The 26516-nt window shown below is 68.2% G+C and carries 21 protein-coding genes; 12 read left to right on the top strand and 9 right to left on the bottom strand.

Going from position 1 to position 26516, the window contains the following annotated elements; all coding sequences use genetic code 11:
- Positions 1-19 precede the first annotated feature (19 nt).
- A complete protein-coding gene (locus VF647_01170; protein HEX8450670.1) occupies positions 20-1108 on the bottom strand; it encodes a PilT/PilU family type 4a pilus ATPase in 1089 nt (362 codons plus the stop codon).
- Between the two features lie 113 nt (positions 1109-1221).
- On the opposite strand from VF647_01170, the gene VF647_01165 reads away from it, so the two are divergent.
- The 3 genes from VF647_01165 (at position 1222) to VF647_01155 (ending at position 7536) form a co-directional block, all read left to right on the top strand.
- Positions 1222-2514, top strand: coding sequence for a hypothetical protein (locus VF647_01165; GenBank protein ID HEX8450669.1), 1293 nt, complete (start codon positions 1222-1224; stop codon positions 2512-2514).
- Positions 2511-3194 (top strand): M23 family metallopeptidase, encoded by a 684-nt coding sequence (locus VF647_01160; protein HEX8450668.1) that lies wholly within the window; start codon positions 2511-2513, stop codon positions 3192-3194. Before VF647_01165 ends, VF647_01160 begins: the two co-directional genes overlap by 4 nt.
- Before the next feature lie 244 nt (positions 3195-3438).
- A complete protein-coding gene (locus VF647_01155) occupies positions 3439-7536 on the top strand; it encodes a hypothetical protein (GenBank protein ID HEX8450667.1) in 4098 nt (1365 codons plus the stop codon).
- Positions 7537-8148: 612 nt separating this feature from the next.
- Here the strand turns inward: VF647_01155 and VF647_01150 are convergent.
- Together VF647_01150 and VF647_01145 are read right to left on the bottom strand one after the other, a co-directional pair.
- On the bottom strand, positions 8149-10020 hold the full coding sequence (locus tag VF647_01150) for a hypothetical protein (protein HEX8450666.1): 1872 nt from the start codon (positions 10018-10020) through the stop codon (positions 8149-8151).
- A 168-nt stretch (positions 10021-10188) separates the two neighbouring features.
- Complete coding sequence (locus VF647_01145) at positions 10189-10896, bottom strand: RNA polymerase sigma factor (GenBank protein ID HEX8450665.1); 708 nt, start codon at positions 10894-10896, stop codon at positions 10189-10191.
- A 439-nt stretch (positions 10897-11335) separates the two neighbouring features.
- Here VF647_01145 and lepB point away from each other — a divergent pair, with 439 nt between their 5' ends.
- The 4 genes from lepB (at position 11336) to VF647_01125 (ending at position 14647) form a co-directional block, all read left to right on the top strand.
- Complete coding sequence (gene lepB, locus VF647_01140; GenBank protein HEX8450664.1) at positions 11336-12112, top strand: signal peptidase I; 777 nt, start codon at positions 11336-11338, stop codon at positions 12110-12112.
- Positions 12113-12119: 7 nt separating this feature from the next.
- Positions 12120-13487 carry a cytochrome P450 gene (locus VF647_01135; GenBank protein HEX8450663.1) on the top strand — a complete coding sequence of 456 codons (1368 nt, stop codon included), beginning with the start codon at positions 12120-12122 and terminating at the stop codon, positions 13485-13487.
- Positions 13488-13579: 92 nt separating this feature from the next.
- Positions 13580-14026, top strand: a complete 447-nt coding sequence (locus VF647_01130; GenBank protein ID HEX8450662.1) for a hypothetical protein — start codon at positions 13580-13582, stop codon at positions 14024-14026.
- 24 nt (positions 14027-14050) lie between these two features.
- Positions 14051-14647, top strand: coding sequence for a TMEM175 family protein (locus VF647_01125; GenBank protein ID HEX8450661.1), 597 nt, complete (start codon positions 14051-14053; stop codon positions 14645-14647).
- Between the two features lie 71 nt (positions 14648-14718).
- Here VF647_01125 and VF647_01120 read toward each other — a convergent pair whose 3' ends face one another.
- Positions 14719-15513, bottom strand: coding sequence for an HD domain-containing phosphohydrolase (locus VF647_01120; GenBank protein ID HEX8450660.1), 795 nt, complete (start codon positions 15511-15513; stop codon positions 14719-14721).
- A 155-nt stretch (positions 15514-15668) separates the two neighbouring features.
- Between VF647_01120 and msrB the strand changes: the two genes are divergently transcribed.
- The gene (gene msrB, locus VF647_01115; protein ID HEX8450659.1) at positions 15669-16085 is read left to right on the top strand and encodes a peptide-methionine (R)-S-oxide reductase MsrB; all 417 of its coding nucleotides are present in this window, start codon (positions 15669-15671) and stop codon (positions 16083-16085) included.
- Between the two features lie 62 nt (positions 16086-16147).
- On the top strand, positions 16148-17365 hold the full coding sequence (locus tag VF647_01110; protein ID HEX8450658.1) for an alpha/beta fold hydrolase: 1218 nt from the start codon (positions 16148-16150) through the stop codon (positions 17363-17365).
- A 103-nt stretch (positions 17366-17468) separates the two neighbouring features.
- Here the strand turns inward: VF647_01110 and VF647_01105 are convergent, their stop codons facing one another.
- Positions 17469-17924: a hypothetical protein gene (locus VF647_01105; GenBank protein ID HEX8450657.1), complete on the bottom strand. Its 456-nt coding sequence runs from the start codon at positions 17922-17924 to the stop codon at positions 17469-17471.
- A 109-nt stretch (positions 17925-18033) separates the two neighbouring features.
- Between VF647_01105 and VF647_01100 the strand changes: the two genes are divergently transcribed.
- The gene (locus VF647_01100; GenBank protein HEX8450656.1) at positions 18034-19143 is read left to right on the top strand and encodes a glycosyltransferase; all 1110 of its coding nucleotides are present in this window, start codon (positions 18034-18036) and stop codon (positions 19141-19143) included.
- A 15-nt stretch (positions 19144-19158) separates the two neighbouring features.
- Here VF647_01100 and VF647_01095 read toward each other — a convergent pair whose 3' ends face one another.
- The 3 genes from VF647_01095 to VF647_01085 all read right to left on the bottom strand — a co-directional run bounded on the left by VF647_01095 (position 19159) and on the right by VF647_01085 (position 20134).
- Positions 19159-19623, bottom strand: coding sequence for an SRPBCC family protein (locus VF647_01095; GenBank protein HEX8450655.1), 465 nt, complete (start codon positions 19621-19623; stop codon positions 19159-19161).
- Positions 19624-19731: 108 nt separating this feature from the next.
- Positions 19732-19953: a hypothetical protein gene (locus tag VF647_01090; protein ID HEX8450654.1), complete on the bottom strand. Its 222-nt coding sequence runs from the start codon at positions 19951-19953 to the stop codon at positions 19732-19734.
- Between the two features lie 16 nt (positions 19954-19969).
- Entirely contained in the window at positions 19970-20134 is a 165-nt protein-coding gene (locus tag VF647_01085; protein HEX8450653.1) for a hypothetical protein, read from the bottom strand.
- A 170-nt stretch (positions 20135-20304) separates the two neighbouring features.
- On the opposite strand from VF647_01085, the gene VF647_01080 reads away from it, so the two are divergent.
- Positions 20305-22242 carry an ATP-binding protein gene (locus VF647_01080; protein HEX8450652.1) on the top strand — a complete coding sequence of 646 codons (1938 nt, stop codon included), beginning with the start codon at positions 20305-20307 and terminating at the stop codon, positions 22240-22242.
- A gap of 146 nt (positions 22243-22388) precedes the next feature.
- Here the strand turns inward: VF647_01080 and VF647_01075 are convergent, their stop codons facing one another.
- The gene (locus VF647_01075) at positions 22389-23930 is read right to left on the bottom strand and encodes a mercuric reductase (protein HEX8450651.1); all 1542 of its coding nucleotides are present in this window, start codon (positions 23928-23930) and stop codon (positions 22389-22391) included.
- A 161-nt stretch (positions 23931-24091) separates the two neighbouring features.
- On the opposite strand from VF647_01075, the gene VF647_01070 reads away from it, so the two are divergent.
- On the top strand, positions 24092-25072 hold the full coding sequence (locus tag VF647_01070; protein HEX8450650.1) for a carbon-nitrogen hydrolase family protein: 981 nt from the start codon (positions 24092-24094) through the stop codon (positions 25070-25072).
- The last annotated feature ends 1444 nt before the right edge of the window (positions 25073-26516 follow it).

Genomic DNA, 26516 nt, shown 5'->3' with positions numbered 1-26516 from the left:
CTCCGTGTGATGGCTTTCTTCACCAGGGCCGGGCTCGGTCTGGAACGCGCAGGGAGCCGATCTCGGTGCGCAGGCTCTCGGGGCTGTTGGCGGCGGCCATCGCCTCGTCCTCCTCCACCCACCCCTGCACCACCATCAGGGCAAGCGCGCGCTCCAGGGTCTGCATTCCGCTGGCCCTGTCGTTCATCGCGCCCTCGATGAGCGATGGCTTGTTCTCCTTGATGTTGTTCTGCACGGGCGTGGTGTTGAGGAGGATCTCGTAGGCGCCCAGCCGGCCGCCGCCGCGCTTCCTCACCAGGCGCTGCGTGACGATGGCGCGCAGCACGTCCGCGAACTGGGTGCGCACCTGCTGCTGCCGCTCGGGTGGCATCATGTCGACCACGCGGTTGGCCGTCTTGGTGGCGCTGCTGGTGTGCAGCGTCCCGAATACCAGGTGCCCCGTCTCCGCGGCGGAAAGGGCGAGCTGCATCGTCTCCACGTCGCGGATCTCGCCCACCACCACCACGTCCGGGTCCTCGCGGAGCGCCGCCCGCAGCGCGCGTGGAAAGGAGGGGACGTCACGCCCCACCTCGCGGTGCGTGACGATGGAGGTGCGGCTCTCGTGCGTGAACTCGACCGGGTCTTCGATGGTGATGATGTGCCCCGCGCGCTGCCGGTTGATGAGGTCCACCAGCGCGGCCAGCGTGGTCGACTTGCCCGACCCGGTGGGGCCCGTCACCAGCACCAAGCCGTTGGGGATGCGCGCCAGCGCCGTGATGGCCGGGGGAAGGCGGAGGTCCTGCGCGCTCGGGATGACGGCCGGGATCACGCGGAGCACGGCCCCGACCCCGCGCCGGCCCGTGTACACGTTCACCCGAAAGCGCCCCAGGTCCGGCGATTCATAGGCGAAGTCGAGGTCCTCCGTGTCGCGCCAGCGCTCGCGCAGCGGTGCGTCCATCACCTCCTGCACCACGGCCTGGATGTGGTCGCCCGTCAGCGCCGTCATCTGCAGGGGGATCATCTCGCCGTCCACCCGGATGCGCGGCTCGATTCCGGGAGAAAGGTGGAGGTCGGAGCCCTTGTGGTCGATGAGGGTGCGGAGGAGGAGGTTGAGGCGGGGCTGTTCCATGGTCGTGAGCCTGTTCTCTGATTCGGGGTATCTCGAGTGCAGGGGGCTCGATCGCCCGCCGCCATGCGCCCGGCCTGCCCGCCGGGCCCGCCACCGTCCACACGCAGGAAGCCATGCCGCGTCCCGCCCATCTCCAGACCGCACTCCGCATCGCGCCGATCGCCCTCGCCCTTTCCGCCTGCGCCTCGGCCGGCGGGCTGCGCCGGGCGGACGGTCCGTTCCTGCCGGCAAGCTCCGTTAATGGATACCCCGGGTCCGGGGGGGCGTATCCCGCGGCCGCCGCCCAGCCCGTCCCCGCCGGCCCCCCGCTCCCGGTCGGCCTGGTCAACGAGGGCGGGCTGAAGCCGCTCCCCGGCGCGCGCTACGCCGGCGTGGGGCCGCTGGGCGCGCTGGTGATCCCGATCTCCATCGGCAACCGCGTCCCCACCTTCGACGAGCGTACCCTCGCCGCGCGCCTCTTTGGCGAGGGAAGCGACGAGGGCGGCACCGTGCGCGACCTGCTCACGCGCGAGTCGGGCGGGGCGATGCGCTTCACCACGCGCACCCTCCCCCTGCTGGTGGCGCCGCAGTGGCGCGCCGCCGCGGGCCAGCCGCGCGAGCTGGAGCGCCTGGCGTCGATGGCGCTCGAATCGTGGGCGCGCCAGCTCGACCTGAGCGTCTACGACAACGACGGCCCAGACGGCATCCCGACCTCGCGCGACGACGACGGGGAGATCGACCTGGTGATCCTGACGGTGGAGTCGGACACGCCATTCGCCAGCCGCATCGTGCACCCGGAGCTGGATCTCCGCTCGGGCGGGCGCCGGCTGCGTGCGGGCCACGTGCTGGCCGTCCACGTCCCCCGCGGCGCGCAGCCGGACGTGATGGGGACCACGCGCCTGATCCTCCACACGCTGGGGCTGGGGGAGAGCGAGTGCTTCTTCCCGGAGGGATACGGCCGCACCCTTTCGTCGCTGGCCCGTGCGCGGCTGGGGTGGCTGGCCGCATCGCCCGTCCCGCGCTCGGGCACGTACCGCTTCCCCGAGGGCCACGGCGTCGTCATCCCGCTCGCCGACATGCCAGCGGGAACGGGTTTTTGGCTGCTCGAGCGGCAGGCGGAGCGGATCTACGCGTCCCGCGTGGCGCGGCAGGCGGACGGGCGCTTCTTCGCCACGCGCGTAGAGAAGCTGGAAGTGGGCGCCGAGCAGATCCTTTCGCTCACCCGCCAGCTCGGGGTGCGCGGACCGCGCGTGCGCCTGTACTCGGATGACGGCGGCGAGCCGCGGATGGAGGTTGTGCTCGAGAACCGAAGTGGCCCCGGCGCGGCGTCGCCGCTCCAGCCGATCGATGAGGTGGCGACGGTCCCCACCGCACCCGCGCGTCCCGTCGCGACGCCGCGCGTGGCCAACACGCCGCTCGACCCATGATCCCCGCACGTGCGGCGCTGGCGGGTGCGCTCGTGTTGGCGGCGTGCGGCGCGGGTCTCCTGCGTGCCGCACCGCCCTCGACCCACGCGGGCCTGGCGCTGCGGCTGGACAGCCTGGAACGGCGCATCTCGCGGGTGGAGGCGCGGGTTGGACTACCGCCGAACGCGCAACGCCCAAGTCCGCTCCTGGCGCGCTACGAGGAGCTCCGCAGCCGTGAGGCGCGCATCGCCGCCCGTGTGGACTCGGTGCGAGTCTTTGTCCCCGATGCGGCGCCGCTGGCCGCGGGAACCATCACCAGCGCCTACGCGCCGCGCCGGTACCATCCGGTGGTGCGCCGCGTCCTGCCGCACTGGGGGCTGGACATCGCGGCCCCGCATGGCGCGCCCGTCTCCGCCACGGCGGACGGCGTGGTGCTCGCCACCTTTCGCTCGCCCACTTACGGCATCGGCGTGGACCTCCGCCACGGCGACACCTTTCTCACGCGATACGCCCACCTCTCCGCCCTCTCCGTGCGCCCGGGCGATCGCGTGCGGCGCGGCCAGCTGATCGGCCGCGTCGGGGGGACCGGGCGCACCACCGGCCCGCATCTCCACTACGAGGCGTACGTTCGGCGCGCGGACGGGTACCATAGCGTCGATCCGATCCGCCTTCTCCCTCCAGACGGTCCCCTGCGCCTCTGAGGCAAGCGGATTGTCTCACGCGATGGCACGGAGATGCAGGGGGGCCGGTGTGCGCGCAAATGGAGGCACGGAGATCGGGTTCTCAGTGCCTGATGCATTCCCTCCCGCCTCGACCTCCAATGAACGGAGAACCCCGTTTTGCTTAACGGGGTATTTACAGTTGCGGCACCAGCAAACGCAACTATACCTCCGCCCATCCCTTCCCATGCGACCCACAACGCGCAACACCCGCGGATTCACCGGAGTGGAGATCCTGATGGTGCTGGTGGTTCTCGGTATCGTGGCCGGCGCCGGTTACGCCGCCACGGGCCTGTACCGTGCCCGCGCCGCCGAAGCCGAGATGCGCCAGGACCTGGTGCACTTCGTCAACCAGCAGCAGGTCCTCCGCCAGCGGACCGGCTCGCTCGGAACCCTGGAGCAGCTCGACGGCCAGGGCTTCCGCCGCTCTCCCGGCGTGGTGGTGGAGGAGGGTCGCCTCGAGGGCGGCGGCCGGCGCGCGTACCTGCGCGTGCGGCACGTGAAGACCGGGCAGCGCTGCTCGGTTGACTACTCGCCCTATGTCTCGAACGCGCTCAACCGCGTCCAGTGCTGGGCGGGCGAGGACGATCCGAACACAACGGAGAACGTCGGCGCCTCCGAGGTCGCCATCACCACGCCAGTGCCCAGCACCCCCGTGGACACTGCGGTGAGCACGCCGCCGTCCGCTCCCGTGTGCGACCCGACACCCACCCTCGCGTCCCCGGCTGACCAGAACCTGCGGCCGGGGCAGCCGGGCACGGGCGTGTTCACGCTGACGAATCCGGGCACGAGCTCCCGCAGCTTCTCACTCGCATTCTCCTCCAGCAACGCGTCGGTGATCCCGATGGCCACGGGACCCGCGACCGTGACGGTGCCCGCGGGCGGGTCTCAGACGGTCACCGCCAGCTTCCAGCTCGATCCCAACGCCGAAGCCGGCCAGGTGTCGGTCCTGCCACTGGAAGCGAACGACGACCCGTGCCCTGCGCTGAACGGCTTCTTCAGCGTCGCCACGGAGCTGGTGCTGGGTCCGCTGGAGCTCTCCGATCCCGCGGATGTGACGGTCACGCCCGGAGACGGAATCCCGGTGCGCTGGACCTCTACGAGCCACACCAACATGCGGCGGATGATGGTGCTCGCGGCGACCGAGCAGGCGGGGCTCTCCCGCGCCCCCTCCGCCGAGCTGGGGAGCCATCCCTATGCCCGCGGCGTTCCCCGCACGACCGACTTGGAATACGTCCTTGATCCCGCGACGGACGGCTTCGAGTCTCGCGACGCCTGCATGTCGTTCTCCGATGCCGAGGCCAGAACGCTGCCGCCGGCGCGCCAGTGCTTCCGCGTCACGGCCCGGTTCGTCCCGGGAATGCCGTCGATCGCCGCACCCGCCGCGCGCGGCGCCGGCCAGGACGAGCAGTTCACCTCGGAATGGTCCGTGGTCAACAGCTCCAACGCGCGACGCGACTTCAACATCCGCGCTGAAGCCACCGCCGACCTCCAGGTCGTGAGCGCACAGGGCACGGGCGCGGCGGTGTCGATCCCGCGCGGTGGCTCGCACCGCGTGCAGGTGACGTATCGGCTCAAGCGCCCCTCGCTGGCCGGCACCGAGAGCCGCGGCAGGCTCTTCGTCGCGGACGTGGATCCGCAGTACGTGCCGCCATCCAGCAACATCGCCGACTTCGTCGTGCGCACGAAGCTCGAGGTCTGCGCCCCCAGCGTCGTCGGCGCGCCCGCCGACCGGACCGAGCGACCTGGCGCCGCCTTCAACGTGATCTGGCAGCTCCAGAACTGCACCAACGCGCAGCGCGATATCACGCTCGCGACGGACGGGGACACGGACGTGCTCCCTGCCGGCGCGTCGCGGACGGAGTCGTTTGCGCCGTTCGAAATGCGAAGCGTCTCCCTGCCGTACCGCATGAAGGACCGCTCCGTCCACCTCACGCGCAGCCGCCCCACGCTCCAGGCGAGCGACGCGGCCCTCGGCACGCCGTCCAGCTTCGCGGTGACCACGGCGCTCGACCTGTGCGCCCCGACGCTCGCGGGACCTAGCGGGGTACCCGCACAACCACAGGCGCCCGGCACGGTCGCGACCGTCACCTACACGATCGAGAACTGCGCCAACGCACCGCGGACGTTCTCCGCCCCGGTGAGCTCGTCCAACCCCGCCGCCGTCCCCGACCCCGCCGACCCGGCGAGCCTGACGATCCCGGCATACGGCTCGGCCGCCGCGTCGTTCACCTACGGGATCCCTGCGAACGCGTACGGCGGCGTCCCCTCCGACCTCGCGATCCGGGTGGAGGACACGGGTGATGCATCGCTCATCGCGTCCGGCGGCTTCCGGGTCACGCCGCGGATCATCCGCGCGGCGCCCCTCCTCTCCGCGTTCCCGTCGCAGACCCTCCTCCCGGGCCAGAGCGGGAGCGGGTCTGCCGTCCTGACCAGCCAGAGCAACGTGGCCGTGAGCTACTGCTTCACCACGGTGGTCAGCGCCGGATCGGCCGCCGCCGGCAGCGTCGTCTCCCCGTCCCCATCCCCAGCGTCGTGCGTGGAGATCGGCACCCCCTTCGGCGCCGCGGGAGTGACGCAGGCGGTTTCCGTCGTTGCGGCTGCCGAGCACCTCTGGACCAATCAGGTGACCGTCACCGCCGTGGATCAGGCCGCGAGCCTCACCGCCGCGCAGACGTTCACCGTCACCGCTGGTCTCCAACTGGCGAACCCGACGCTGCGTGTGCCGCCCACCCCTCCGGATATGCTCTGGATCGAGGGAGAGGTTAAGACGATCAACTATCTGACGAGCAATCAGAGCAACGCCACTCGAACTCTCTGCCTCACGGTTACCCCTGAAAACGGGGCGCTGGTGGCGGGAACGCCCAATCCTAGATGCGCGATCGTTGAGGCAAGGAAGAACCACACGTTCGTGACCTCACTCAGAGCCGCTTGGGCCACCGCGCTCCTCGCGAAGGTGAGAGTCTATGATGGGGATGCAGATATGTATCAAGCGCAGGACAGCTTTCGCAATCGAATCACAGATGCGACACCCCTCGCCAAATGGAACACGCCAGGCTCTGTGTACGTGCGCAAGTGGTTTATCCTGGACGGGAAAGACTCGTCGAGTCCAATCGGCCGCGCGATTACGAAGTACATCTGGAGTTGGGATGTGGACGGAATGCGCTGGGACGGCAACCGGTTCGTGCCCGGGAGTACCGGTGTGGCGACTGATGAGTTGAGCACTTCGAGCGTCCGCCGCGCATATGACACGGCAGGGGTCTTCCACGTCTGCCTGAGAGTGGTAGACGAGGACGGCCGGATGAGCAGGGAGAATTGCCAGAATGTGAGGGTACTGAAGATGACCCGCGCTCGGCTGAAGTGGCGCTACCGCGGGTGGTGGTTCGATCCGAGGGACTTTTGCTGGGACGTCCCCTGGGACAACCAGTGCCCCAAGGAGTCAGGAAACGCACGCTGGGAGGTCCTGCTGGACGAATCCCAGGGAGACGTACCGATCGTGCGTGCCTGGGCCGAGTTCCAGGTCGAATTCTGGCAAACGGACGACAAGTTTGAGCGAAAGTTCTCCTACAGCGGGAACGGCGACCAGGTCGCACCCTACAGGTACGACTCCAGAAATGGCCCAAGCGCCTACAACTTCTTCAGCAACGATCAGAAATCGTCCGGCAGCGTCCAGCGGGGAGTCTGGCGTGTGCTCACAACCGAGGGGAGCAGCGCGGGAGGGTGGCCCCAGTCACCTGATCTGGCGCAGCACCCACTCGTGCTCAACGCGAACCTCGGCAGCGCAACGGGCGCCTTCGACGGTGGCCCCCACTGGGTGCCCGATGAGGCCTGGGTGACCCTCTACGTACTGGATGCGAACGGCCAGACCACCTCGCAGAGCGGCTTCTACGACCACACCCGCTCCGAGTGGAGAGGCAGCGACTGCATCAACGAAACTGGCCCTCTCTTCTTCACCTGCACGAGGGGCTTCGAGCGGCTCGTGCCGCCGCCCTCCACCCCGACGGGAGCCATCGCCGCAGAGGTGATCGATGGGACGCACCGGCTGACCGGCTCGGGTGAGAGCGTAGACGGCCGAATCGTGAACGTGTTCTGGGAGGTGTACGTGCAGCCCCTGGACATCACGTATGGACCAGGAGGAAGCTACCAGTCGCGCTCTACGGTGCTGGAGCTGTCTCCGGAGCAGTGTGCGTCGCAGGAAGTAACGCTCTACCTGGTGGACGACCGGGGCCGGGTCGGCGCAGCGTACTATTCGATTCCGAGTAGCCGCAGCTACTCGGACTGCATCGGGTCAAGCGGTCCCGGCGGGCCACAAATACCACTCTGAGGAGCACCCCTGATGACGATGCGAGGTTTGCTGATGGTGTCCGCGATCGCCGCTCTGGCAGTGGGTCAGGGCGGGTGCCGGGCGCGAGAGGTAAGCCGGGGGTGGAGCGGCAAGGACACGGCGCGCGCCGAGCGACCGCTCCTGGCTCCCGCCCTGGCAGCCGCTGCTATCGACCAGATGCTCTACGAGGAGAACCTGATCAGTGTCCCCGAAGTCAGCGTGAGAACCAAACAAGCGGTGTTGCGCGTCTCGCGAGACAAACATGCACGCGATTCCGTGATGCCGGCCCTTCATCGATGGCTGGAGGATTGGGCGGCCTCGCATCCGGCAGAGACGAAGGCAGCGCGGCTGGCGGGAGGCGGCTCCACCAGGCAAGCACAACGAGCCAACGCCCACGGTTCTCCGTCTGTGAAAGTGCAGACAGACTCGATCCGTCGCCTCGTCCGCATTCAGGCCAGGCGCCGTATTGAGGCGGCACGACTTGCTCATGATTCTACGCGGAACGCCGGAGCGGAATAGCAGAGGGGGCGCCCTCCAGGGTGTACCCTTCGCTGCGTATCAGGCAGAAAAATTAAGAAGGCCAGCCGAACGGGCTGGCCTTCTTCAGATTCCCTACTTGACCCGGGTAATGCGGGCGATAAATGGTGCCGAACCGAACCCTCCGAACGTGAGCGAGACACCCTTCCCTGCGTCCGCATTGTAGTCCCAGGCGTAGACGGCTGCGTAGTTGCCGCGCCCCACCACCAGCCGGCGCGCGGTGTTGGCGGTTTTGGAGATGGCCGTGGTCGAGAGTGGCCCGTTATCCTGCGGCACCCACGTCTGGATCTGCGGGAGGCCGCGTGCAGCCACCACTGCGGGGTCCACGATGTCGTCGATCGCCTCCGCCAAACTCCAGCGATCGAGGGCCGTCGTAGCATCCATCCCGACCAGGGCAGTCATGTCCGATACACCGTATCGGGGGATCGCCAGCACGCGAGCATAGTAACGCTCCCTGGAGCTTCCGAGAGTAGCATCCCCCCACTGCTCGCGAAGGAACATCAGAAAACGTGTACCCTGATCGTAAAATCCCCCCCGGTCGCCAGCCAGAATTCCCCAGGGCGTCTGCAGGGGGCTCTCGCCATACCCGGTCAGGTAAAAGTCGGCGTACGGCACCCCGGTGACGAGGCCGCTGTATCGCGCGGCGGTGGGCTGATTGCTGGCGAGCCTGGCCGCGGTTTCCTGGAAGGTCTGCGCCCAAGCCTCGTGCGCGGCCCAACTGGAAAAATGCTCACCGAAAGTGCCCCAGCGCCGAACTTCATATACGTAATCCGCGCTGTGTCCATATTCGTGGATCAGGAGACCCGCGAGATATTCCATCTGCGAGTCATGCTCCGGTGGAAGGTCGTGAGAGATGGTCGCGATCAGTTCCGAAGCGTTGGGGCAGATCGAGACGGGCGCACCGACTCGACCATCAGACGTCCAGGCCGGGATGTCGCTCCGGAAGACGTGCCACCACCTGCCTCCGGCACCTTTCGGAGGCTGGAAGTCGGAGCCCATGATCTCGCGGGCGGCGGGGAGTGCCCAGCGCTCCATCATGTCCGCGGCGCGGGTGAGGCGATTGCGGGTCTCGATGGAACGCCAGCCGGCGCTGTGTTTGCTGCGGGCGTCGAAGGCCAGCACCGTCTTCCCGGAAGCCGATGTCGCGGCGACGACGACTGGGAAGGTGGGTACCTGGTCGCGCGGCTTGTCGCAGCCGTAGGGGTCGTTCCAGAGATCCGCCCAGATCACCGTGTCGCCAGCGGTGGCGGTGGCGTAACGCGGGTCGAACGAAGGCGGACTTTCGGAGTAGGTGATGGGGCCGGCCGAGCTCCGCAGGCGCGGGTACTCGCGGGTGTGTAGCGCGGCGTGCTGCTCGAGGCGGGACGCGGTGGCCGTCGCCGCCAGGCGGGGTGACACCGTGGGCGAGACGCTCGCCGCGGACCCGCCCGCGCCAGTCCAGCCGTGCACGGTGAAGAGCGTGTCCGCCGCCGGGCTGTACACGAGGCTCGGGTTCAGCGCTGTGAAGACGTAGCGGTTAGTGCCGGCGGGGAGCTGCAGGCAGAGGGTGGCGAGCTGCTCGCGGGTGAGCACGCGGCTCTCGCCCACCTGGAGGTCGATCGTGGTGGCGACTTTCAGGGCACCCGTGTGGCTCAGCGTGCCCGCCTGTATCTCGATCGGGCGGCCGTCGACCTCGCAGGGGCGGGCGGCGGGCATGGCGAAGCGCGCTTCGGTGGCGGTGCGCGACGTCCAGGTGACCGCGGCGCCATCGACCGTGATGCTCGCAGGCAGCTGGTCCAGGTGGGCACCCGTGAGGCTGCCGACGCCGCCGGCCGTGAGGACGGCCCCGCTGATGGAGGGCGTCTGCACCACGGGGGGCTTCTTGTCGCCGCCGGCGGGGTTCTGGCAGCCGGCCTGCACGGCAAGGACGAGGGCGAGGAGGAGCGGGCTGCGGACCACGGGCTTCATGCTGGGTCGCTGCTGCGGGTGGGAGAGCCGCACGCGGGCGCGAACCGGCTCGGAGGAGACTGGCGGATAGGGGATGTACGGACGCGCGGCACGCCGGAGCGTACCGCACACTTAGAAACATAGCACGTTTTTATTTGGCTGAAAAGCGTTCTCTCACGCCGCCGAATGCTACAGGGGCGACGCGTCCATCATCTCGGCGCGCAGGTGGCCGAGGCGCTCGCGGAGCTGCGTGCGGGCGCGGTGCATCCGGCTCTTCACCGTTCCCACGGGTACGCTGAGCGCCTCGGAGATCTCCTCGTAGGGGTGCCCCTCGAGCTCATGGAGGCGGAACGGCTCGGCGAAGATGACGTCCATCTGCCCCAGCTCGCGCTCGACCTGCGCGCGGATCTGGCGCCGGTAGGTGAAGTCGTCCGGCCGCACCTCCACGGACTGTCCTTCGGTGAGCGCCTGCACCACGGAGGGATCGCCCTCCAGGTCCGTCATCGTATGCACGCGGCGGCGCGACTCGGTGCGCCCCTCGTTGATGGTGAGGTTCCCGGCGATGGCGTGAATCCAGACTGAGAATGGCTTACCGGGATCGTAGCGCTCGCGGTTGTTGTGCACGCGCATGAAGACGATCTGCGTCAGGTCGTCCGCACGGGTGCGGTCGTTGATCCGCTTGAAGAAGTAGCCGCGGATGCGCGAGCGCCAGCGCGTATGGAGGATCTGGAAGGTCATCTCGCACCCCGTCCTGCCATAGTGCGCCATCAGTTGCTCGTCGGCGGGGCCGGTTCTGGCCTCGCCGCCGAACTGCAGGGGAGCGTCTTCGATCAGGTGAAGAGCGGCTCTTTGTGGAAGGGGGGTGGGCTCGTCGAGGTGGAGGCGGTCCGTCTGCATCGGGGTTCTCCGGGGTTACCGCTGGTCCGGCGGGGGAATCTAGTGGCGCAGGGGGGTGGACCCGAGTATAAACACCTCGTTCACTTTGCGCAACGGGGTAAGCACGTTATCGTTTTCTGGAAGTGCCATGACTGGCCGAGAGTGTCGCATCCCAGTCCAGTGCGCCGGGCCTTCCCCAGCTCTAGGATAGGCGGGTGGTTGTCACACGATCCTCTCAAAGCAGAAAGGATCACGAGTACAAAGTTGCGTTGATGGATACACATCTTTCCCGTACCAGCAAGTGCCGTCGCCGGACAGGAGGAAACTTTCAGAATGCGGCGGCGTATCCCCGCAGACGGGGCGGATGGTTGTGCTATCCTCCCCCGCCCCCGATACTTCTGCTGCCCCGACGCCCCGGGGGTGGGACTGCGGGGCGCGTCCTTCAACCGCATCCGGATTCGTGGCTTCCCCCAACACCCGGAGCGCCGCGGGAGTGGCCAAGCGCCGCACCCCCGCCAAGGCCTCCGCCAAGAACGAGACGCTGGAGTGGGTCAAGTCGGTCGGCATCGCCGTCGTCCTGTTCCTCTTCATCCGCACCTTCCTGGTGCAGGCGTACTCCATTCCGTCCGAGAGCATGGAGCGCACGCTCCTGGTGGGCGACTACCTGATGGCCAACAACGCCATCTTCGGCGCGCACCTTCCCCTGGTGGACGTGGCGCTCCCCGCCATCCGCGACCCGCGGCCGGGGGAGATCGTGGTCTTCCGCCCGACGTACAACAACCCCATCATCGACGTGGTGAAGCGGGTGATCGGCACGCCGGGCGACACGATCCAGATGAAGGACAAGGTGATGTTCCGCAACGGCAAGCGGTTGAACGAGCCGTACGCCATCTACGAGCAGGCGCCCGACGAGCCGCTCGAGGTGCAGGAGCCGGAGGCGCCCACCTGGCACCGGCGGGCGCTGGCACCCGGCGCCGACCCGCGCAGCTACCAGCCGACGCGCAACAACTGGGGGCCGCTGGTGGTCCCACCCGGGCACTACTTCCTGATGGGCGACAACCGCGACCACTCGCTGGACTCGCGCTTCAAAGGCTTCATTCCGCGCGAGGTGATCCGCGGGAAGCCGATGTTCCTGTACTACTCGTACGACAAGACTTCGCCGGACGCGCTGCCGTTCGTGACGGAGGTGCGCTGGGGACGGATCGGGAACCTGATCCGCACCGCCAGCGGCAACTAGCCCGGGCGTGAGCTCCGCGGAAGCCCCGCACCCGCCCGGCCCGCGGGGAGGCGCGCCCGTACGCTCCATCCTCGCGCTGCGGCGCGACGTGCTGGGGATGCTGGAGCGGATGCACCGCCGCTACGGCGACGTGGTACGCTGGCGCGTCGGCGCGATCCCCTTCTATCTCGTCGCGGACCCCGAGGGTGTGCGCGACGTGCTGGTGACGAGGCACCGGCTCTTCATCAAGAGCCGGGCGCTTCAGCGTGCCCGCGTGCTGCTGGGCAACGGGCTGCTGACCAGCGAGGGCGACTTCCACCTGCGGCAGAGGCGGCTGGCGCAGCCTGCCTTTCACCGCGAGCGGATCGCGGCGCTGGCGGGGGAGATCGCCGCCCTTTCCGCGCGGACGGCGGAGGGGTGGACGGCCGGCGCCACGGTGGACGTCGGCCGCGAGATGAACCGGATGACGCTCGCCATCGCCGGGCGCACGCTGTTCGGGGCGGCGGTGGAGGAGGAAGCGGACGAGATCGGCCGGGCGCTGACCGATGCGCTCGGCCTCTTCACGCCCCTGAGCAACCCGCTGGCCCCGCTCCTGGACCGGCTCCCCGTCCCCGGCACGCTCCGCTTCCACCGCGCGCGCGAGCGGCTGGACTCCACCATCCTGCGCATCGTGGAGGAGCGGCGGAGGAGCGGGGTGGACCGGCCGGACCTTCTGGGGCTGCTGCTCGCCGCGCGCGACGAGGAGGGGGACGGCGGCGGGATGACCGACGAGCAGCTTCGCGACGAGACGCTGACGCTATTCCTGGCCGGGCACGAGACGACGGCCAACGCGCTGTCCTGGACGTGGCACCTGCTGGGCGCCAATCCGGAGGCCGAGGCGCGCTTCCACGCCGAGATCGACTCGGTGCTCGGCGGCCGCACGCCCGGCGCGGAGGACGCAGCCGCGCTCCCGTACACGCGCGGGGTGTTCGCGGAGTCGATGCGGCTCTTTCCGCCGGCGTACCTGATCGGGCGGGAGCCGAAGGAAGACTTCGAGCTCGGCGGGTTCCGCATCCGGCGGGGGTCGGTGGTGCTGGTCAGCCCGTGGCTCGCGCAACGCGACCCGCGCTTCTGGGATGCGCCGCTGGAGTTCCGGCCGGAGCGGTGGACGCCCGAGGCGGAGGCGGCGCTTCCACGGTTCGCGTACTTCCCGTTCGGCGGGGGGCCGCGGAAGTGCATCGGCGAAGGGTTCGCGTGGATGGAAGGGATCCTTGCCCTGGCGACGCTGGGTCAGCGGTGGAGGCTGCGGCCGGTGCCGGGCGTGGGGCCCAGGCCGGAGCCGCTGATCACGCTGCGCGCGAAGGGGTTGAGGATGAGGCTGGAGCCGCGGGGTGCGTTGCGCGAGTCGGGATCGTAAAGGGTCTCACGCGGAGGCGCGGAGACGCAGAGAGGTGGCGCAGAGGAAAGCGTGCTCCGTTCGATGGCGGGAACTTACAACGCGCGGTTGCGATGTCTGGGGATGATTCGGTCTGGGAGGCGGGGGAGGTGGCGGCGGCGCTGGAGCACTACCTGGGGCTCGATGGGGTGACGGCGGATGCGCTGGAGGAGCGGCTGCGGGACGCGGGTGTGCTGGAGAGGGTGCCTGTCCGCGAGGGGGCGGACGAGGCGGCTCGCTTCCAGGTGCTCGCGCTGGCGGCTCAGGACCTGTGGCTGGCGGAGCGCTTCCGCGATCGGAGCACGGACGCGGCGCACTTCGGGCGACTGCGGGGGCGGTTCTTTGCGGCGCTGCGCGTGCTGGGCGAGCACGGGGCGGCGCTGGAGCGGGCCGGGCTCGTCATCCTTCGCCCCGATCAGCCCTGGATCGCGCCGCTGCTGGCGGAGGCGCTGGCGACCGCGCCCGTCCGCATCGATGCGCAGGGTCCGGTGCTGGTGATGATGGCGCTGGAAGGTAATTAGCCTTTCCTCTCTCGATCGACGATCATGGAATCGGGACGTCTGGAAGCGTTCAGCGACGGCGTGCTCGCGATCATCATCACCATCATGGTGCTGGAGTTCAAAGCGCCGCATAGCCCGGAGCTGGCGGCGCTCCGCCCCCTCGCGCCGGTGGCGCTGAGCTACCTGCTGAGCTTCGTGTACGTCGGCATCTACTGGAACAACCATCACCATATGCTCTACGCCACCCACCGGATCGACGGCCAGGTCCTGTGGGCGAACCTGCACCTGCTCTTCTGGCTGTCGCTGGTGCCGTTCGTGACCGGGTGGATGGGCGAGAACCACTTCGCGCCCGTGCCCACCGCGGCGTACGGCGTGGTGCTCCTGATGGCGGCGGTCGCGTACACGATCCTGCAGCGGATCATCGTCGCGACGCAGCCCGCCGAGTCGATTCTCAGGGACGTTCTGAGCCACGACGTCAAGGGGATGCTGTCGCTGCTCATCTACGTCGCCGCGATTCCCGTCGCGCTTATGCGCCCGTGGATGGCGGGGGTGATGTACTCCGTGGTGGCGCTGATCTGGGTGGCGCCGGACCGCCGCATCGAACGGGCGCTCATGGCGGAGGGCCGCCCCACGCGCGGATGAGCTCCGCTGGACGCCCTATTCGCGGCTTGTAGTTCTCTCGGTGCTCTCTGTGTGAGGCTTTTCTGGGCCTATCAGACCGGAGGGCCGCTGTCGAGCTCGGGCGGGTTCTCGGGGGTGGGAGGCGGGGCGTTGAGCGCCTCCTCCTGCTCCCGCTTTTCGTCGATCTGGCCGTTGGACGCGATCTCGCACCACTGGTCGAGGACGGGATGGCAGTGCACCAGCTCCACGAGGCTCGGATCGAACTGGCGTCCGGCGCCCTTCTTCAGCCGCTCGAACGCCTCGTCCACCGGCATCCCATCCTTGTACGCGCGCGGCTGCGTCATCGCGTCGAACGCGTCCGCGATGGCGATGATGCGCGCGCCGAGGTGGATCTCTTCGCCACCGCAGCCGCGGGGGTAGCCGCTGCCGTCCCAGCACTCGTGGTGCGATGCGACGACCTCCGCGATGCCGGGGTGGATCGGCTCCAGCGGCTCCAGGATGCGGGCGCTCAGGTGCGGATGGAACTCCATCTCCGTACGCTCGTCCTCGCTGAGCGGGTCGCGCGAGTGGACGATGTGGAAGAAGCGGTCGTCGATCTTCCCCATGTCGTGCAGCAGCGCGCCCACGCGGAGCGTCGCCAGCTCGCGGCGCTTCATCCCGTACCGCTGCGCCAGGGCGAAGCTCAGGTCCGCGACGCGGCGGCTGTGGCGCGCGGTGATGGCGTCATCGGCCGTAAGGGCGTTGAGGAGTACGTCCACCAGGATGCGGTGCGTGACCCTCTCGCGCCGCGACCGGCGAAAGGAATCCGCCACCCACGCCGCCGCAACCACCGCGATCCCGGCGAGCCCTCCCCACGCGACGCCGCGCCCCGCTTCATCCTTCCTCATTCCCCTTTCCCGGTTGAGTGCCGGACGCGCGCCAGTGCAGAAGATGCGCCACGGAACCGTTCGTGCGCTGGCGGCGACCCGCGGGGCCCGGGGGGGGTACAACGAGGAGGGAGCCGGCCCGGGCCGGCGCTACACGACGAACGATTGGAGGCAGGATGTCTGAAGCGACGCAGGACTTCACCCCGCTGGAGAAGCCGCACGACGAGTGGCGGCGCGAGCTGACGCCGCAGCAGTACGCCGTGCTGTTTGAGGAGAGCACGGAGCGCGCCTTCACCAGCCCGCTGAACGACGAGAAGCGCGCGGGGACTTTCGTGTGCGCGGCCTGCGGGCTTCCGCTCTTCACGTCGGACACCAAGTTCGACAGCGGCACGGGGTGGCCGAGCTTCTTCGACCCCATCCCCGGCCACCTGGAGACGAGGCGCGACTTCAAGCTGATCTGGCCGCGCACCGAGTACCACTGCGCGCGCTGCGGCGGGCACCAGGGGCACGTCTTCACCGACGGGCCGGCGCCCACCGGAAAGCGCTACTGCAACAACGGGGTGGCGCTCCGCTTCGAGCCGCGGGAAGGCTGACACCACCACGCGCGCCGCTCCCGGGATGGGGCGGCGCGCTGCTTTTCCACGGAGACATCCACGTGCACTCGATCCCGCTGACCTTTCCAGGCGCATCCGGGGCGCGCCTTTCCGCCCGGCTGGACCTGCCGCCGAGCGGGGAGCCGCGCGCCTGCGTGCTGCTGGCGCACTGCTTCACCTGCTCCAAGAACCTGAACGCCGTGGTCAACATCGCCCGCGCGCTCAACGGCGAGGGGCTGGCGGTGCTGCGCTTCGACTTCACGGGGCTGGGGGAGAGCGAGGGCGAGTTCGCGGAGACCAACTTCACCACCGCCGTGGCCGATCTGGTCGCGGCGGCGGAGTTCCTGGCGGCGCGCGGAATGGCGCCCGCGCTCCTCGTGGGCCACTCGCTCGGCGGCGCCGCGGCGCTGGTGGCGGCCGGGCGCATCCCCTCCCTGCGCGCCGTCGCGACGCTCTGCGCGCCCTCCGATCCGTGGCTCGTGACGGGGCTTCTCGGAGAATCGCGCGAGCGGATCGAGGCGGATGGAGCGGCCACCGTGCGCATCGGCGGGCGGCCTTTCGTCGTCAAGCGGCAGCTCCTGGACGACCTGCGCGGCGCCCGCATCGACGAGGCGCTGGCCCAACTGGAGCTTCCGCTCCTCGTGCTCCACTCCGCCGAAGACCGGGTGGTGGCGCTGGAGCACGCGATGAAGATCTTCCAGGGAGCGCGCGGCAGCCGGAGCTTCATCTCGCTGGACGGCGCGGACCACCTGCTGAGCGACCGCGACGACGCGCGCTACGCCGGCCGGACGATCGCGGCGTGGGCATCGCGCCACCTTCCCAAGCTCCCCCACCCGAAGCTGGAGGAGCTTCCCGACGCCGGCGAGGTGCTGACGGTGACGGGTTCGTCCGGCTTCCGCACGGCGATCTCGGCCGGGCGGCACGTGTTCGTGGCCGACGAGCCCCTCGCCGTCGGCGGCGCGGACGCGGGGCCGACGCCGTACGACTACCTGATGGCCGGGCTGGGCGCGTGCACCGGGATGACGGTCAAGATGTACGCGGAGCGGAAAGGTTGGCCGCTGGAGGAGGTCTCGGTGCGGATGCGCCACGGCAAGGTGCACGCGCTGGACGAGGCTCGATGCGCATCCGGCACGCCGTGCGTGGACCACATCCGGCGCGAGCTGATCCTGGAGGGCCCGCTCACTCCGGATCAGCGCGAGCGACTGCGCGAGATCGCCGACCGCTGCCCCGTGCACCGCACGATGACCGCGGCGGCGCAGATCGAGACGGCGCTGGTGTAGGCCCTCACCCCCGTCTCGTTACACTCGACTGCCCCCTCTCCCGATAACAGGAGAGGGCTGCGCCCTCCTGTCATCGTGAGAGGGGGCGTGGGGCGTGGCACCTTTACCTGGTGGCGTACCAGTAGAGGGCGGCGCCCAGCGGAGCGAAGATCCAGTAGTCGCGCGGGGCGATCCACCACCACGTCGGCGCGTGCCACCAGATGTGGTCGCGGGTGAAGCGGCGCAGGCCGAACGCGGGGTTGAAGACGAACCAGAGGAAGTCTTCGGCGATCCAGAAGAAGATCAGAAAGGCGAGGATCCGCGCCTCTCCGCGCAACGACGGGGGCGCGAAGCCGAGCGCGAAGGGGAGGTGCGCCATCACCAGCACCCACGCGTGGACCCACAGGTGGTAGCCGGTGAGCGGACGCCCGCTGAAGAACAGCTTCGTCCAGCGGTTCTCGATCCGCCACGTCGGGAGGTTGGAGGCCCAGCCGCCCTCCCCTCCCTCGATCTGGATCTCGAGCAGGGCGAAGGCGGCCGCGGCGGCCAGCACCGCGCCAAAGAACCAGAGGTGCGTCAATCGAGGTGCCGGTGCGTGGGGGCGTCTTTCGCGAATAACCCAGCGCGGGGGCACGCTGCGTGCCGCGGCGATCCGTCCAACGAGTTGTGCCCACTGCCGCGGAGAGCACATGGAGAGACCCGGAGTCCTGATCGTTTCCGCCTCCACCGGCACCGGGCACCTGCGCGCCGCGGAGGCGCTGCGAGCCGCCTTCGCCGAGCTGGACCCCGCGCTCCGGGTGGAGCACGTGGACCTGCTGACGCTGGCTCCGCGTTGGGTGCGCGCGCTGTACGGCGCGGGGTTCGAGATGATCGCCGCGCGCGCGCCGCGGGTGTGGGAGGGGATCTACCACCTCACCGACGGGATGGACCACGACCGGGCGCACTGGGCTCCGGCGGCCCGCCGCATCCTCTTTCGCGCCTTCCAAGATCTCGTACTGACGCGTCCGTGGAGCGCGTGCCTGTGCGCCCACTTTCTCCCCTGCCAGCTCGCCGCGGGACGGCCCGGGTGGCCGCCGTTCGCGCTCGCCATCACCGACTTCACCCTGCACCGCGTCTGGGTGCAGCCGGGCGTGCGGCGCTACTTCGTCGCGACGGACGCGCTTGCGGACGAGCTGCGGCCTCGGGCGCGCGGGGCGGCAGTGGAGGTGACCGGCATTCCCATCGATCCGTCGGTGGCGCGGGTCCCCGGGTGTGCGGATGCGCGGGCCGAGTGGGGGCTGCACCCGGAGCGGCCGGTAGCGCTGGTGGCCGGCGGCGGGCTGGGGATCGGAGTGGAGGAGGCCGTCTTCGCCGCGCTCGACGGGGCCGATCCGGCGGCGACCATCGTGGCGGTGTGCGGGAGGAACGACGTGGCGCGCGCGCGGCTGGAGACGCTGCGGCTTCAGCCCGAGCGCCTGCGGGTGCTCGGCTACGTGCGCGGGCTGCCGTCGCTGATGTCCGCGGCGGACGTGGTGGCGACCAAGGCCGGCGGACTGTCGGTGAGCGAGGCGCTCGCGCTCGGCCGCCCCCTCCTCCTCACCAGACCCATCCCCGGCGCGGAGGAGGGGAACACGCGCGCCCTGGAGCGGAGCGGCGCCGCGCTCGCCGGCCGCAGCCGGGGCGAGATGACCGCCGCCTTCGCCCGCGTCTTCTCCGAGCCCGGCCTTCTCCCGCGCCTCTCCGCCGCCGCGACCGCACTGGGCCGGCCGTTTTCCGCCCGCACGGTGGCCGAGAGCGTGCGGCGGGAATACGTCAGGTAGGGAAGTGCCGGGCGTCTATGCGGCCACGGCCGACCTCGAGGATGCCACCGCGTCCAGCAGCGCCAGCTCGCGGATGTACATCGGACGCAGGAGGCGCGGCATGAGCCAACGCTCCAGCGCTCCGCCGATGCCCCCGCGCGGCGGCATCTTCGTGGCGATGGTGACGTGGGACTGCCGCCCGTCCGCGCGCGGCTCCACGGTGAACGAGGTCGCGTACCCGTTGTCGTTCGTCTCGACCAGCACGCGCCCCGGTTCGGGCTCGCTCACGACGGCGCGATCGTGCACCACCTTGCCCAGCATCCTGATCCCGACGCGGATCACGGTTCCGCTGCCCGTGCCGCCCTCCTCCACCTCCAGCGACACGAACGGCGGCCGCGGGATGATGCGGGTGTGGCCCTCGTGGTAATCGGCGATCAGCGCGTACACGTCATCGGGCGCCGCATCGATCAGTGCCGAGGCCGAAAATTCGAAGGGGGTCATGGCATCCTCCCGTGTTGGAGAAGTCATCGGATTGCCCCGACGATACCCATCCGGCGGATGCGATGCATGGGGCGGCTGACCCGGTCGGTGGGCGAACGGAAGGATCCCTCAGCCCAGCGCGCGGAAGAAGAGGCTGAACGCCTTCCTGGCGGCGGGCGTGAGGCGGGTGCGGCTCCAGGCGTCGGCGGCTTTGCGGATGACCTCGGCCTGCGTGGGATAGGGGAAGATGGTCGCGCCCACTTTGCCCAGCCCGATTCCGGCGGTCATCGCCTGGGTGATCTGGCTGATGAGGTCGCCTGCGGGGGCGGCGACGAGGGTGGCGCCGAGGATGCGGTCCGTGCCGGCCTTAAAGGTGCACGCGAAGGAAGCCGTCTTCCTCGCCGTCGAGGCGCGCGCGGTCCACCTCGCGCATGGGGATGGTGATTGTCTCGGCGCCCTGCTCCTTCGCCTTATCCGCAGTGATGCCCATGTGCGCCACCTCCGGCGCGGTGCAGGTGCAGGGGATAACCAAACTGGCGGCCCTTAACGGAGGTTACCCCACCATTGTGTTGAGCGCCTGCACAGAGACCCTCTACCAAGTCGCGCAGGGTGCGCCAAGTGCAGGGGTGGTAGGGTGCGTGATCCGGCTGCACTCCTTATTAATAAGACATCGGGTCTAAATCCCCTCTGTAGCGAACTGAAGTGACGCACCCAACCTGCGCAGATCTGCTTCGGCAGCTCAATGAATTGGATGAGCACCCGCGCGTCGAGGCGAAGACCTCCTCTCAAGCGGGGAAGTCAACGCTCCAGACGGTGTGTGCTCTGTCAAACGAGCCCGGTCTTGGCGGTGGATACCTGCTCTTGGGCGTCGAGCGTACACCTGACCTTTTCGACCGTGAGTACCGTGCCGTCGGCATCGCTGATCCAGACAAGGTGCAGGCTGACCTTGCATCCCAATGTGCGTCGATGTTCAATCGCATCGTGCGCCCTGAGATGTGGTCGGAAGTTGTAGACGGTGAGGTTCTGGTCGGTGTGTTCGTCCCAGAAGTTCCGGCAGGAGACAAACCCATCCACTTCTCGGCACAAGGCCTCCCTCGGGGCGCGTACCGCCGCATCGGGTCGTCGGATCAGAAGTGTACCGAGGATGACCTTCTTGTCTTCTATCATGGCCGTCAGCATCAGACTTACGACCTGACTCCCATTCCGGATGTGGAGTTGACGGACTTGGACACCGACGCGATTGCGGAGTACCGGCGTGAGCGTGCGCGTGCAAATGCGTCCGCGGAGGAGTTGCGCTGGTCAGATGCTGAGCTGCTCCGTGGCCTGGGCTGCCTTGTGCGCCATGAGAGCAGGATGGTGGCCACCGTCGCCGGTGTCCTGCTGTTCGGGACTCGCGCAACGCTCAGGCGCACCTTCCCGATGATGCGCCTCGATTATATCCGCGTTCCCGGCCGCGAGTGGATCACGGATCCTGAAACTCGGTTCGAGACGCTGGATATGCGCGATCCGCTGATGCGTCTCATCCGACGGGGAGAGGCCGCGATCATGGACGACATGCCCAAGCAGTTTCGCCTTCCAGAGGGCGAACTGCAGCGTCGGGACCTGCCTCGGATTCCAGACCGCGTGGTACGCGAGGCCGTCGTCAACGCGCTAATGCATCGCACCTACCGCACCCACGGGGCGACGCAGATCATCCGCTACTCCAACCGTGTGGAGATCCGCAATCCGGGGCACTCGCTCAAACCTGAGGACCAACTCGGTGAGCCCGGGTCGCAGACTCGCAACCCTGCCATCGCCGCGATCCTGCACGAAACCCTCTTCGCTGAAACGAAGGGGAGCGGCGTTCGGGTGATGCGTGAGCTGATGCGCCAGACGAACCTCGCTCCACCTACCTTCGAGTCGGATCGCGAACGGGATCAGTTCACCGCCACGCTGTTCTTTCACCATCTGCTCAGCGAGACAGATCTCGCCTGGTTGTCGAATTTCTCCGACTCCAACCTATCAACCGATGAAGCCAAGGCGCTCGTTCATCTACGGGAGGCGGGACGGATTTCAAATGCGATCTACCGTGAGCTGACCGGTGTAGACACGCTGGAAGCAAGCATGCGGCTGCGCCGCCTTCGTCAGCTTGGATTTCTCCGCCAGCACGATCGAGGCTCCGCAACTTACTACACCGCGACAGACCGCCTCCTGAATCCGAGCCGTCGCGCATCTGTAACGCGAATTGCCGACGCTGCGGATGCAAGAGAATTCAGCGCTGCAGAATCCGGGGAGTTCGAAATCAAATCCGGGGAGTTCGTAACGCAATCAGGGGAGTTGTCATTTGAATCAGGGGAGTTCGGAAATCAATCTGAGGAGTTGTCGCCAGAACTGCGCGCAGTGATACGCACACTGAAACGGAGAACGCCGCAACCCGAATTGCGTGCACTCATCTACCGCATCTGCAGCGAGCGCCCGTTTGGATCGGAATCCCTCGCCCGGCTTCTGCAGCGCGAGCAAGCGTACGTCGTAGAGAAGTATCTGGCACAGATGATCCGGGACGGAGAATTGGAGTACACGATCCCAGGCAAACCCAACGATCCGCGACAAGCCTACCGCGCTCCTGCGAAATCGTCCGGTGGAACTGAGGTGAGCGGATGAAGAAGGCAGCCGTGGACACGCTAGTCCGCGGCTGACTTTGTTCTGTTCACTCCCCTGCCGCAATCAGGCGCTCACGTGGAGTTCCCCCGCCCGTTAAGCGAACAAACCGTATGGGAGGGTCGTGCCTTGTAGGATGGGAATCATATCTAACGCAGCGCGCGGAAGAAGAGGCTGAACGCCTTCCTGGCGGCGGGCGTGAGGCGGGTGCGGCTCCAGGCGTCGGCGGCTTTGCGGATGACCTCGGCCTGCGTGGGATAGGGGAAGATCGTCTGGCCCACTTTGCCCAGCCCGATGCCGGCGGTCATCGCTTGGGTGATCTGGCTGATGAGGTCGCCGGCGTGGGAAGCGACGAGGGTGGCGCCGAGGATGCGGTCCGTGCCGGCCTTCAGGTGCACGCGAAGGAAGCCGTCCTCCTCGCCATCGAGGCGCGCGCGGTCCACCTCGCGCATCGGGATGGTGATGGTCTCGTCGCCCTGTTCCTTCGCCTCGCCCGCGGTGATGCCCACGTGCGCCACTTCGGGCGAGGTGTAGGTGCACCAGGGGATCACCAGGTCGGACGCCTTGCCGCGGCCGAAGAAGAGGGCGTTCCGCACCACCATGCGCGCCTGGGCATCGGCGGCGTGGGTGAAGCGATACTTCGACGCCACGTCTCCGATGGCGTAGATGCGCGCGCTGGTGGTGCGCATATGCTCGTCCACCGTCACGCCGTGCTCGTTCCACTCCACGCCCGCGGCTTCCAGCCCCATGTGTTCCACATTCGGCGCGCGGCCGGCGGCGATCAGGAGGTGGCTGGCGTCGATGCTCGCGGCCGCTCCGCCCCGCGTCCAGCGCACGTTGACCGTCGCACCGTCGCGCGCCACCCGCTCCACCTTTACTCCCAGCACGATCTCCACACCGTCGCGGCGGAGCGCGTCCGCGACGATGGCCGCGGCGTCGGGGTCGTCGTGGGGGAGGATCTGGTCCTTGTCGTCCAGTACGGTGACGCGGCTGCCAAGGCGAACGAACGCCTGCGCCAGCTCGCACCCGATCGGCCCGCCTCCGATGACGACGAGGTGCTCCGGGCGCTCCGTCAGCGAGAAGATCGTCTCGTTCGTCAGGTAGCCCACCTCCGCCAGCCCAGCGATGCGCGGGACGGCGGGGCGCCCTCCGGTGGCAACCACCGCGCGGCGGAAGCGAAGTCGCGCGCCTCCCACCTCCAGCGCATCCCCGGACACGAAGCGCCCCTCACCGAGAAAGACGTCGACCCCCAACTCATCGCGGAAGCGGCGCGCGCCATCCACCGGACTCAGGTCGGCGCGGATGCGGCGCATGCGCTCCATCGCAGCGGCAAAGTCACCGTCGCCGGCGGAGGGCGGACCGCCGAAGCGCTCCGCGGCGTCGGCGGCCGCCTTCCACCCGCGGGCAGCGCGGATCAGCGCCTTGGAGGGGACGCACCCCACGTTCAGGCAATCGCCGCCCATCAGCCCGCGCTCCACCAGCGCCACGCGCGCCCCCAGCGCCGCGCCGATGGCCGCCGTCACCAGCCCCGCCGTCCCCGCGCCGAGCACCACCAGGTGATAGCTCGACTTCGGAGTGGGGTTGCTCCACGAGGATGGATGCACCGTCTCCAGCAGGCGCCGGTCGTGCTCCCCCACGGGCGCTTCGGCGAGTGGCAGGATGCGCGGCGCGGCGGAATCGGCGGTGTTCATCGAGCGAATCTCCAGGAACGGGCAATCAGGATCTTATCACGGTGATACGAACGTCAACCTGCTCGTGGATCGTGCCGCGTCTCCGCGCCTCCGCGTGAGACCCATCGTGCCGTCGCACCTTGCGCCCGCACCGCCGGAGAGCTACCCGAATCGGCGGACGCATGGATATCCTCGCACACACGTCGGCGATGACATCACCCAACCTGACCGTCGCCATCGCGCAGGCCGAGGTCGCGCCTGACCTGGCAGCCGGGCTCCAGCGCACGGCCGAGCTGGCGCGAGAGGCGGCGGAGCGCGGCGCGCAGCTCGTCGCCTTTCCGGAGACGTGGCTCCCTGGCTATCCGGCGTGGCTGGACGTGTGCCGCGACGCCGCGCTCTGGGACCACGCGCCCACCAAGGCCGTATTCGCGCGGATGGCGCGGGACAGCGTCGCGATCCCCGGCCCCGCCGCCGACTCGCTCGCCGCCATCGCGCGGGATGCTGGGAGCACGATGGTGGTGGGCGTGAGTGAGCGCGTGGAGGCGGGTCCCGGCCGCGGTACGCTCTTCAACTCGCTCCTCACCTTCGCGCCCGACGGGCGGCTGCTGAACCACCATCGCAAGCTGGTGCCCACCTACACCGAGCGCCTGGTGTGGGGCCCCGGCGACGCCGAAGGGCTCCGCGCCGTCGACACCCCCGCCGCGCGCGTCGGCGGACTGATCTGCTGGGAGCACTGGATGCCGCTCGCTCGCCAGGCGATGCACGACTCGGGCGAGGACGTGCACGTGGCCGTGTGGCCGACCGCGCACGAGATGCACCAGGTGGCCAGCCGACAGTACGCCTTCGAGGGGCGCTGCTTCGTCCTAGCCGTGGGCGGGCTGATGCGCGCATCCGCCCTGCCGCCCGAACTGGAGCCACACCCCGGCCGCATCGCGTCGCCGGACGCGTGGGTGCTGCGCGGCGGGAGCTCCATCATCGGCCCCGACGGCCGCTACATCGCGGAGCCGGTCTACGACGAGCCCCGACTGATCGTGGCGGAGCTCGACCTCGGCCGCATCCGCGAGGAGTCCATGACGCTGGACGTCAGCGGCCACTACGCGCGCAGCGAGCTCTTCGACTTCGCGCCCCGCCGCTCCGGCAGGCGCAGCGCGGGCGAGGGTTGAACGACGATCTAAGAAGATGCACACAGAAACGATGACGACCATCCTGCTCCTGATCGTATCCAACGTCTTCATGACGTTCGCGAGGTTTGCGTAGTATGCATTCTGTTCAGATGACCTTAAACGCGCTATTTGAAAACTAATAGATTTCTAGGCTCGCTGTTCATTGTTCAAAATCACCGAGGATACCAATTGTTCAAACCCACGTGCGGTTCGCAGCGAACCGACTCCGCGGGCCTACTTCGCCGCGCATCCTGGAATGCTGAAGTTGTACAATCCCGCCTGCTACGCCCCATCGGAGTCGCCGTGGACCGCAAGTCATCAGAACGAGCTGCACGTCCTTGCAGAGCACTCCCTCTGCGACCCGAGCATTTGCCTGCTGCGTTGGACACTCACGACAAATTGCACGGGGGCGCCATGAAAAAATACCCACGGACTTCCGGTTTATGTCCAATGAACGGGTGAATGTGCGGGCGCACGCGTGTATGCTCGAGTATTAGGACGCAACACCCCGGAAAGTGACTTTAGCTCCTGAGCGTAAACGGCGCACATGAATTGGCAATTTTCAGCAGCTGACCTCCTGTCCTCACGAAAGTGCGGATCCTCGTGAACCAACGGCACTCCCGAGGTCTAGGGGCAGCCAAAGATCGCGAAATCACCTCACATTTTTGTCAGGGGGAGTTCTTCGAAGCCGCACGGCGGCACCTTCGCTCGTAAAACGGCTTTGCTTTATTGCGGAGTGTTTTCCTGAAATTGTGGAGCTAATTCTGTTCCGAGAAGCGAACCTGCGGCGAAGTAACTTGCAGAAGAAACACGGTCTGACCGCTCATCACTGGCGGCGGACACTCGCGCACGGCATGCAACATGTCGGGGATCTGGCGGTCCGGGTCGAACCCGGCACATTTCCCATGCTTTCCCGCCGCAACGCATAGCGCTGAGGGTTGGTTCGCGGGCAGATGGAAGTCGCTGCTGGAACGTGGGACCACGGAACTCGTCCCCGCACTTTGAATACTGTCCACGATGTGAGGCGGCACTGACTGAAGTATATGAGGAGACTTATAGCGAACCTTCCGGCGTCAACTACGACCACGGCGAAACCGGAAGTACGCCTACACGACGCTAGCGCTGCGCCGATTAAGCGAGCGTACCGTCCCGGTTGAGACAGAGGAACCCAAGTTGCGCCCGCAATTACCCGACACGTGCAAGTGACACAGAATTCGTGGAGCCAAGGGCTACGACTACGGTTCGAAGCGAGCGATGACTGCTGGATCGATTGGGCAGAGATGCTCTGGGGGCAGAAAAGGTCATAGTAGCCCCGTCGGAGGGAAACACCCCGGTTCTCCAGGCTCTCAAACTCGTACCTGAATGCGTGCATCCTTGGGATGCTTGTGAGATGCCACCCGGCTCAGGTGGGTGGATTTAGTTTATCGCGGCACCGGGGATGTGG

Origin of the sequence: Longimicrobium sp., from assembly GCA_036387335.1 — a bacterium.
Taxonomy (GTDB): Bacteria; Gemmatimonadota; Gemmatimonadetes; order Longimicrobiales; family Longimicrobiaceae; genus Longimicrobium.
Note: the sequence above shows the minus strand (reverse complement) of the source record. Positions and strands in the feature narration are given on the sequence as shown.

Bases quoted from the DNA above. Each gene is read 5' to 3' on its own strand.
- VF647_01170 (HEX8450670.1), bottom strand. From the start codon at position 1,108: ATGGAACAGCCCCGCCTCAACCTCCTCCTCCGCACCCTCATCGACCAC.
- VF647_01165 (HEX8450669.1), top strand. From the start codon at position 1,222: ATGCCGCGTCCCGCCCATCTCCAGACCGCACTCCGCATCGCGCCGATC.
- VF647_01160 (HEX8450668.1), top strand. From the start codon at position 2,511: ATGATCCCCGCACGTGCGGCGCTGGCGGGTGCGCTCGTGTTGGCGGCG.
- VF647_01150 (HEX8450666.1), bottom strand. From the start codon at position 10,020: ATGAAGCCCGTGGTCCGCAGCCCGCTCCTCCTCGCCCTCGTCCTTGCC.
- VF647_01145 (HEX8450665.1), bottom strand. From the start codon at position 10,896: ATGCAGACGGACCGCCTCCACCTCGACGAGCCCACCCCCCTTCCACAA.
- VF647_01130 (HEX8450662.1), top strand. From the start codon at position 13,580: ATGTCTGGGGATGATTCGGTCTGGGAGGCGGGGGAGGTGGCGGCGGCG.
- VF647_01125 (HEX8450661.1), top strand. From the start codon at position 14,051: ATGGAATCGGGACGTCTGGAAGCGTTCAGCGACGGCGTGCTCGCGATC.
- VF647_01120 (HEX8450660.1), bottom strand. From the start codon at position 15,513: ATGAGGAAGGATGAAGCGGGGCGCGGCGTCGCGTGGGGAGGGCTCGCC.
- msrB (HEX8450659.1), top strand. From the start codon at position 15,669: ATGTCTGAAGCGACGCAGGACTTCACCCCGCTGGAGAAGCCGCACGAC.
- VF647_01100 (HEX8450656.1), top strand. From the start codon at position 18,034: ATGGAGAGACCCGGAGTCCTGATCGTTTCCGCCTCCACCGGCACCGGG.
- VF647_01095 (HEX8450655.1), bottom strand. From the start codon at position 19,623: ATGACCCCCTTCGAATTTTCGGCCTCGGCACTGATCGATGCGGCGCCC.
- VF647_01075 (HEX8450651.1), bottom strand. From the start codon at position 23,930: ATGAACACCGCCGATTCCGCCGCGCCGCGCATCCTGCCACTCGCCGAA.
- VF647_01070 (HEX8450650.1), top strand. From the start codon at position 24,092: ATGGATATCCTCGCACACACGTCGGCGATGACATCACCCAACCTGACC.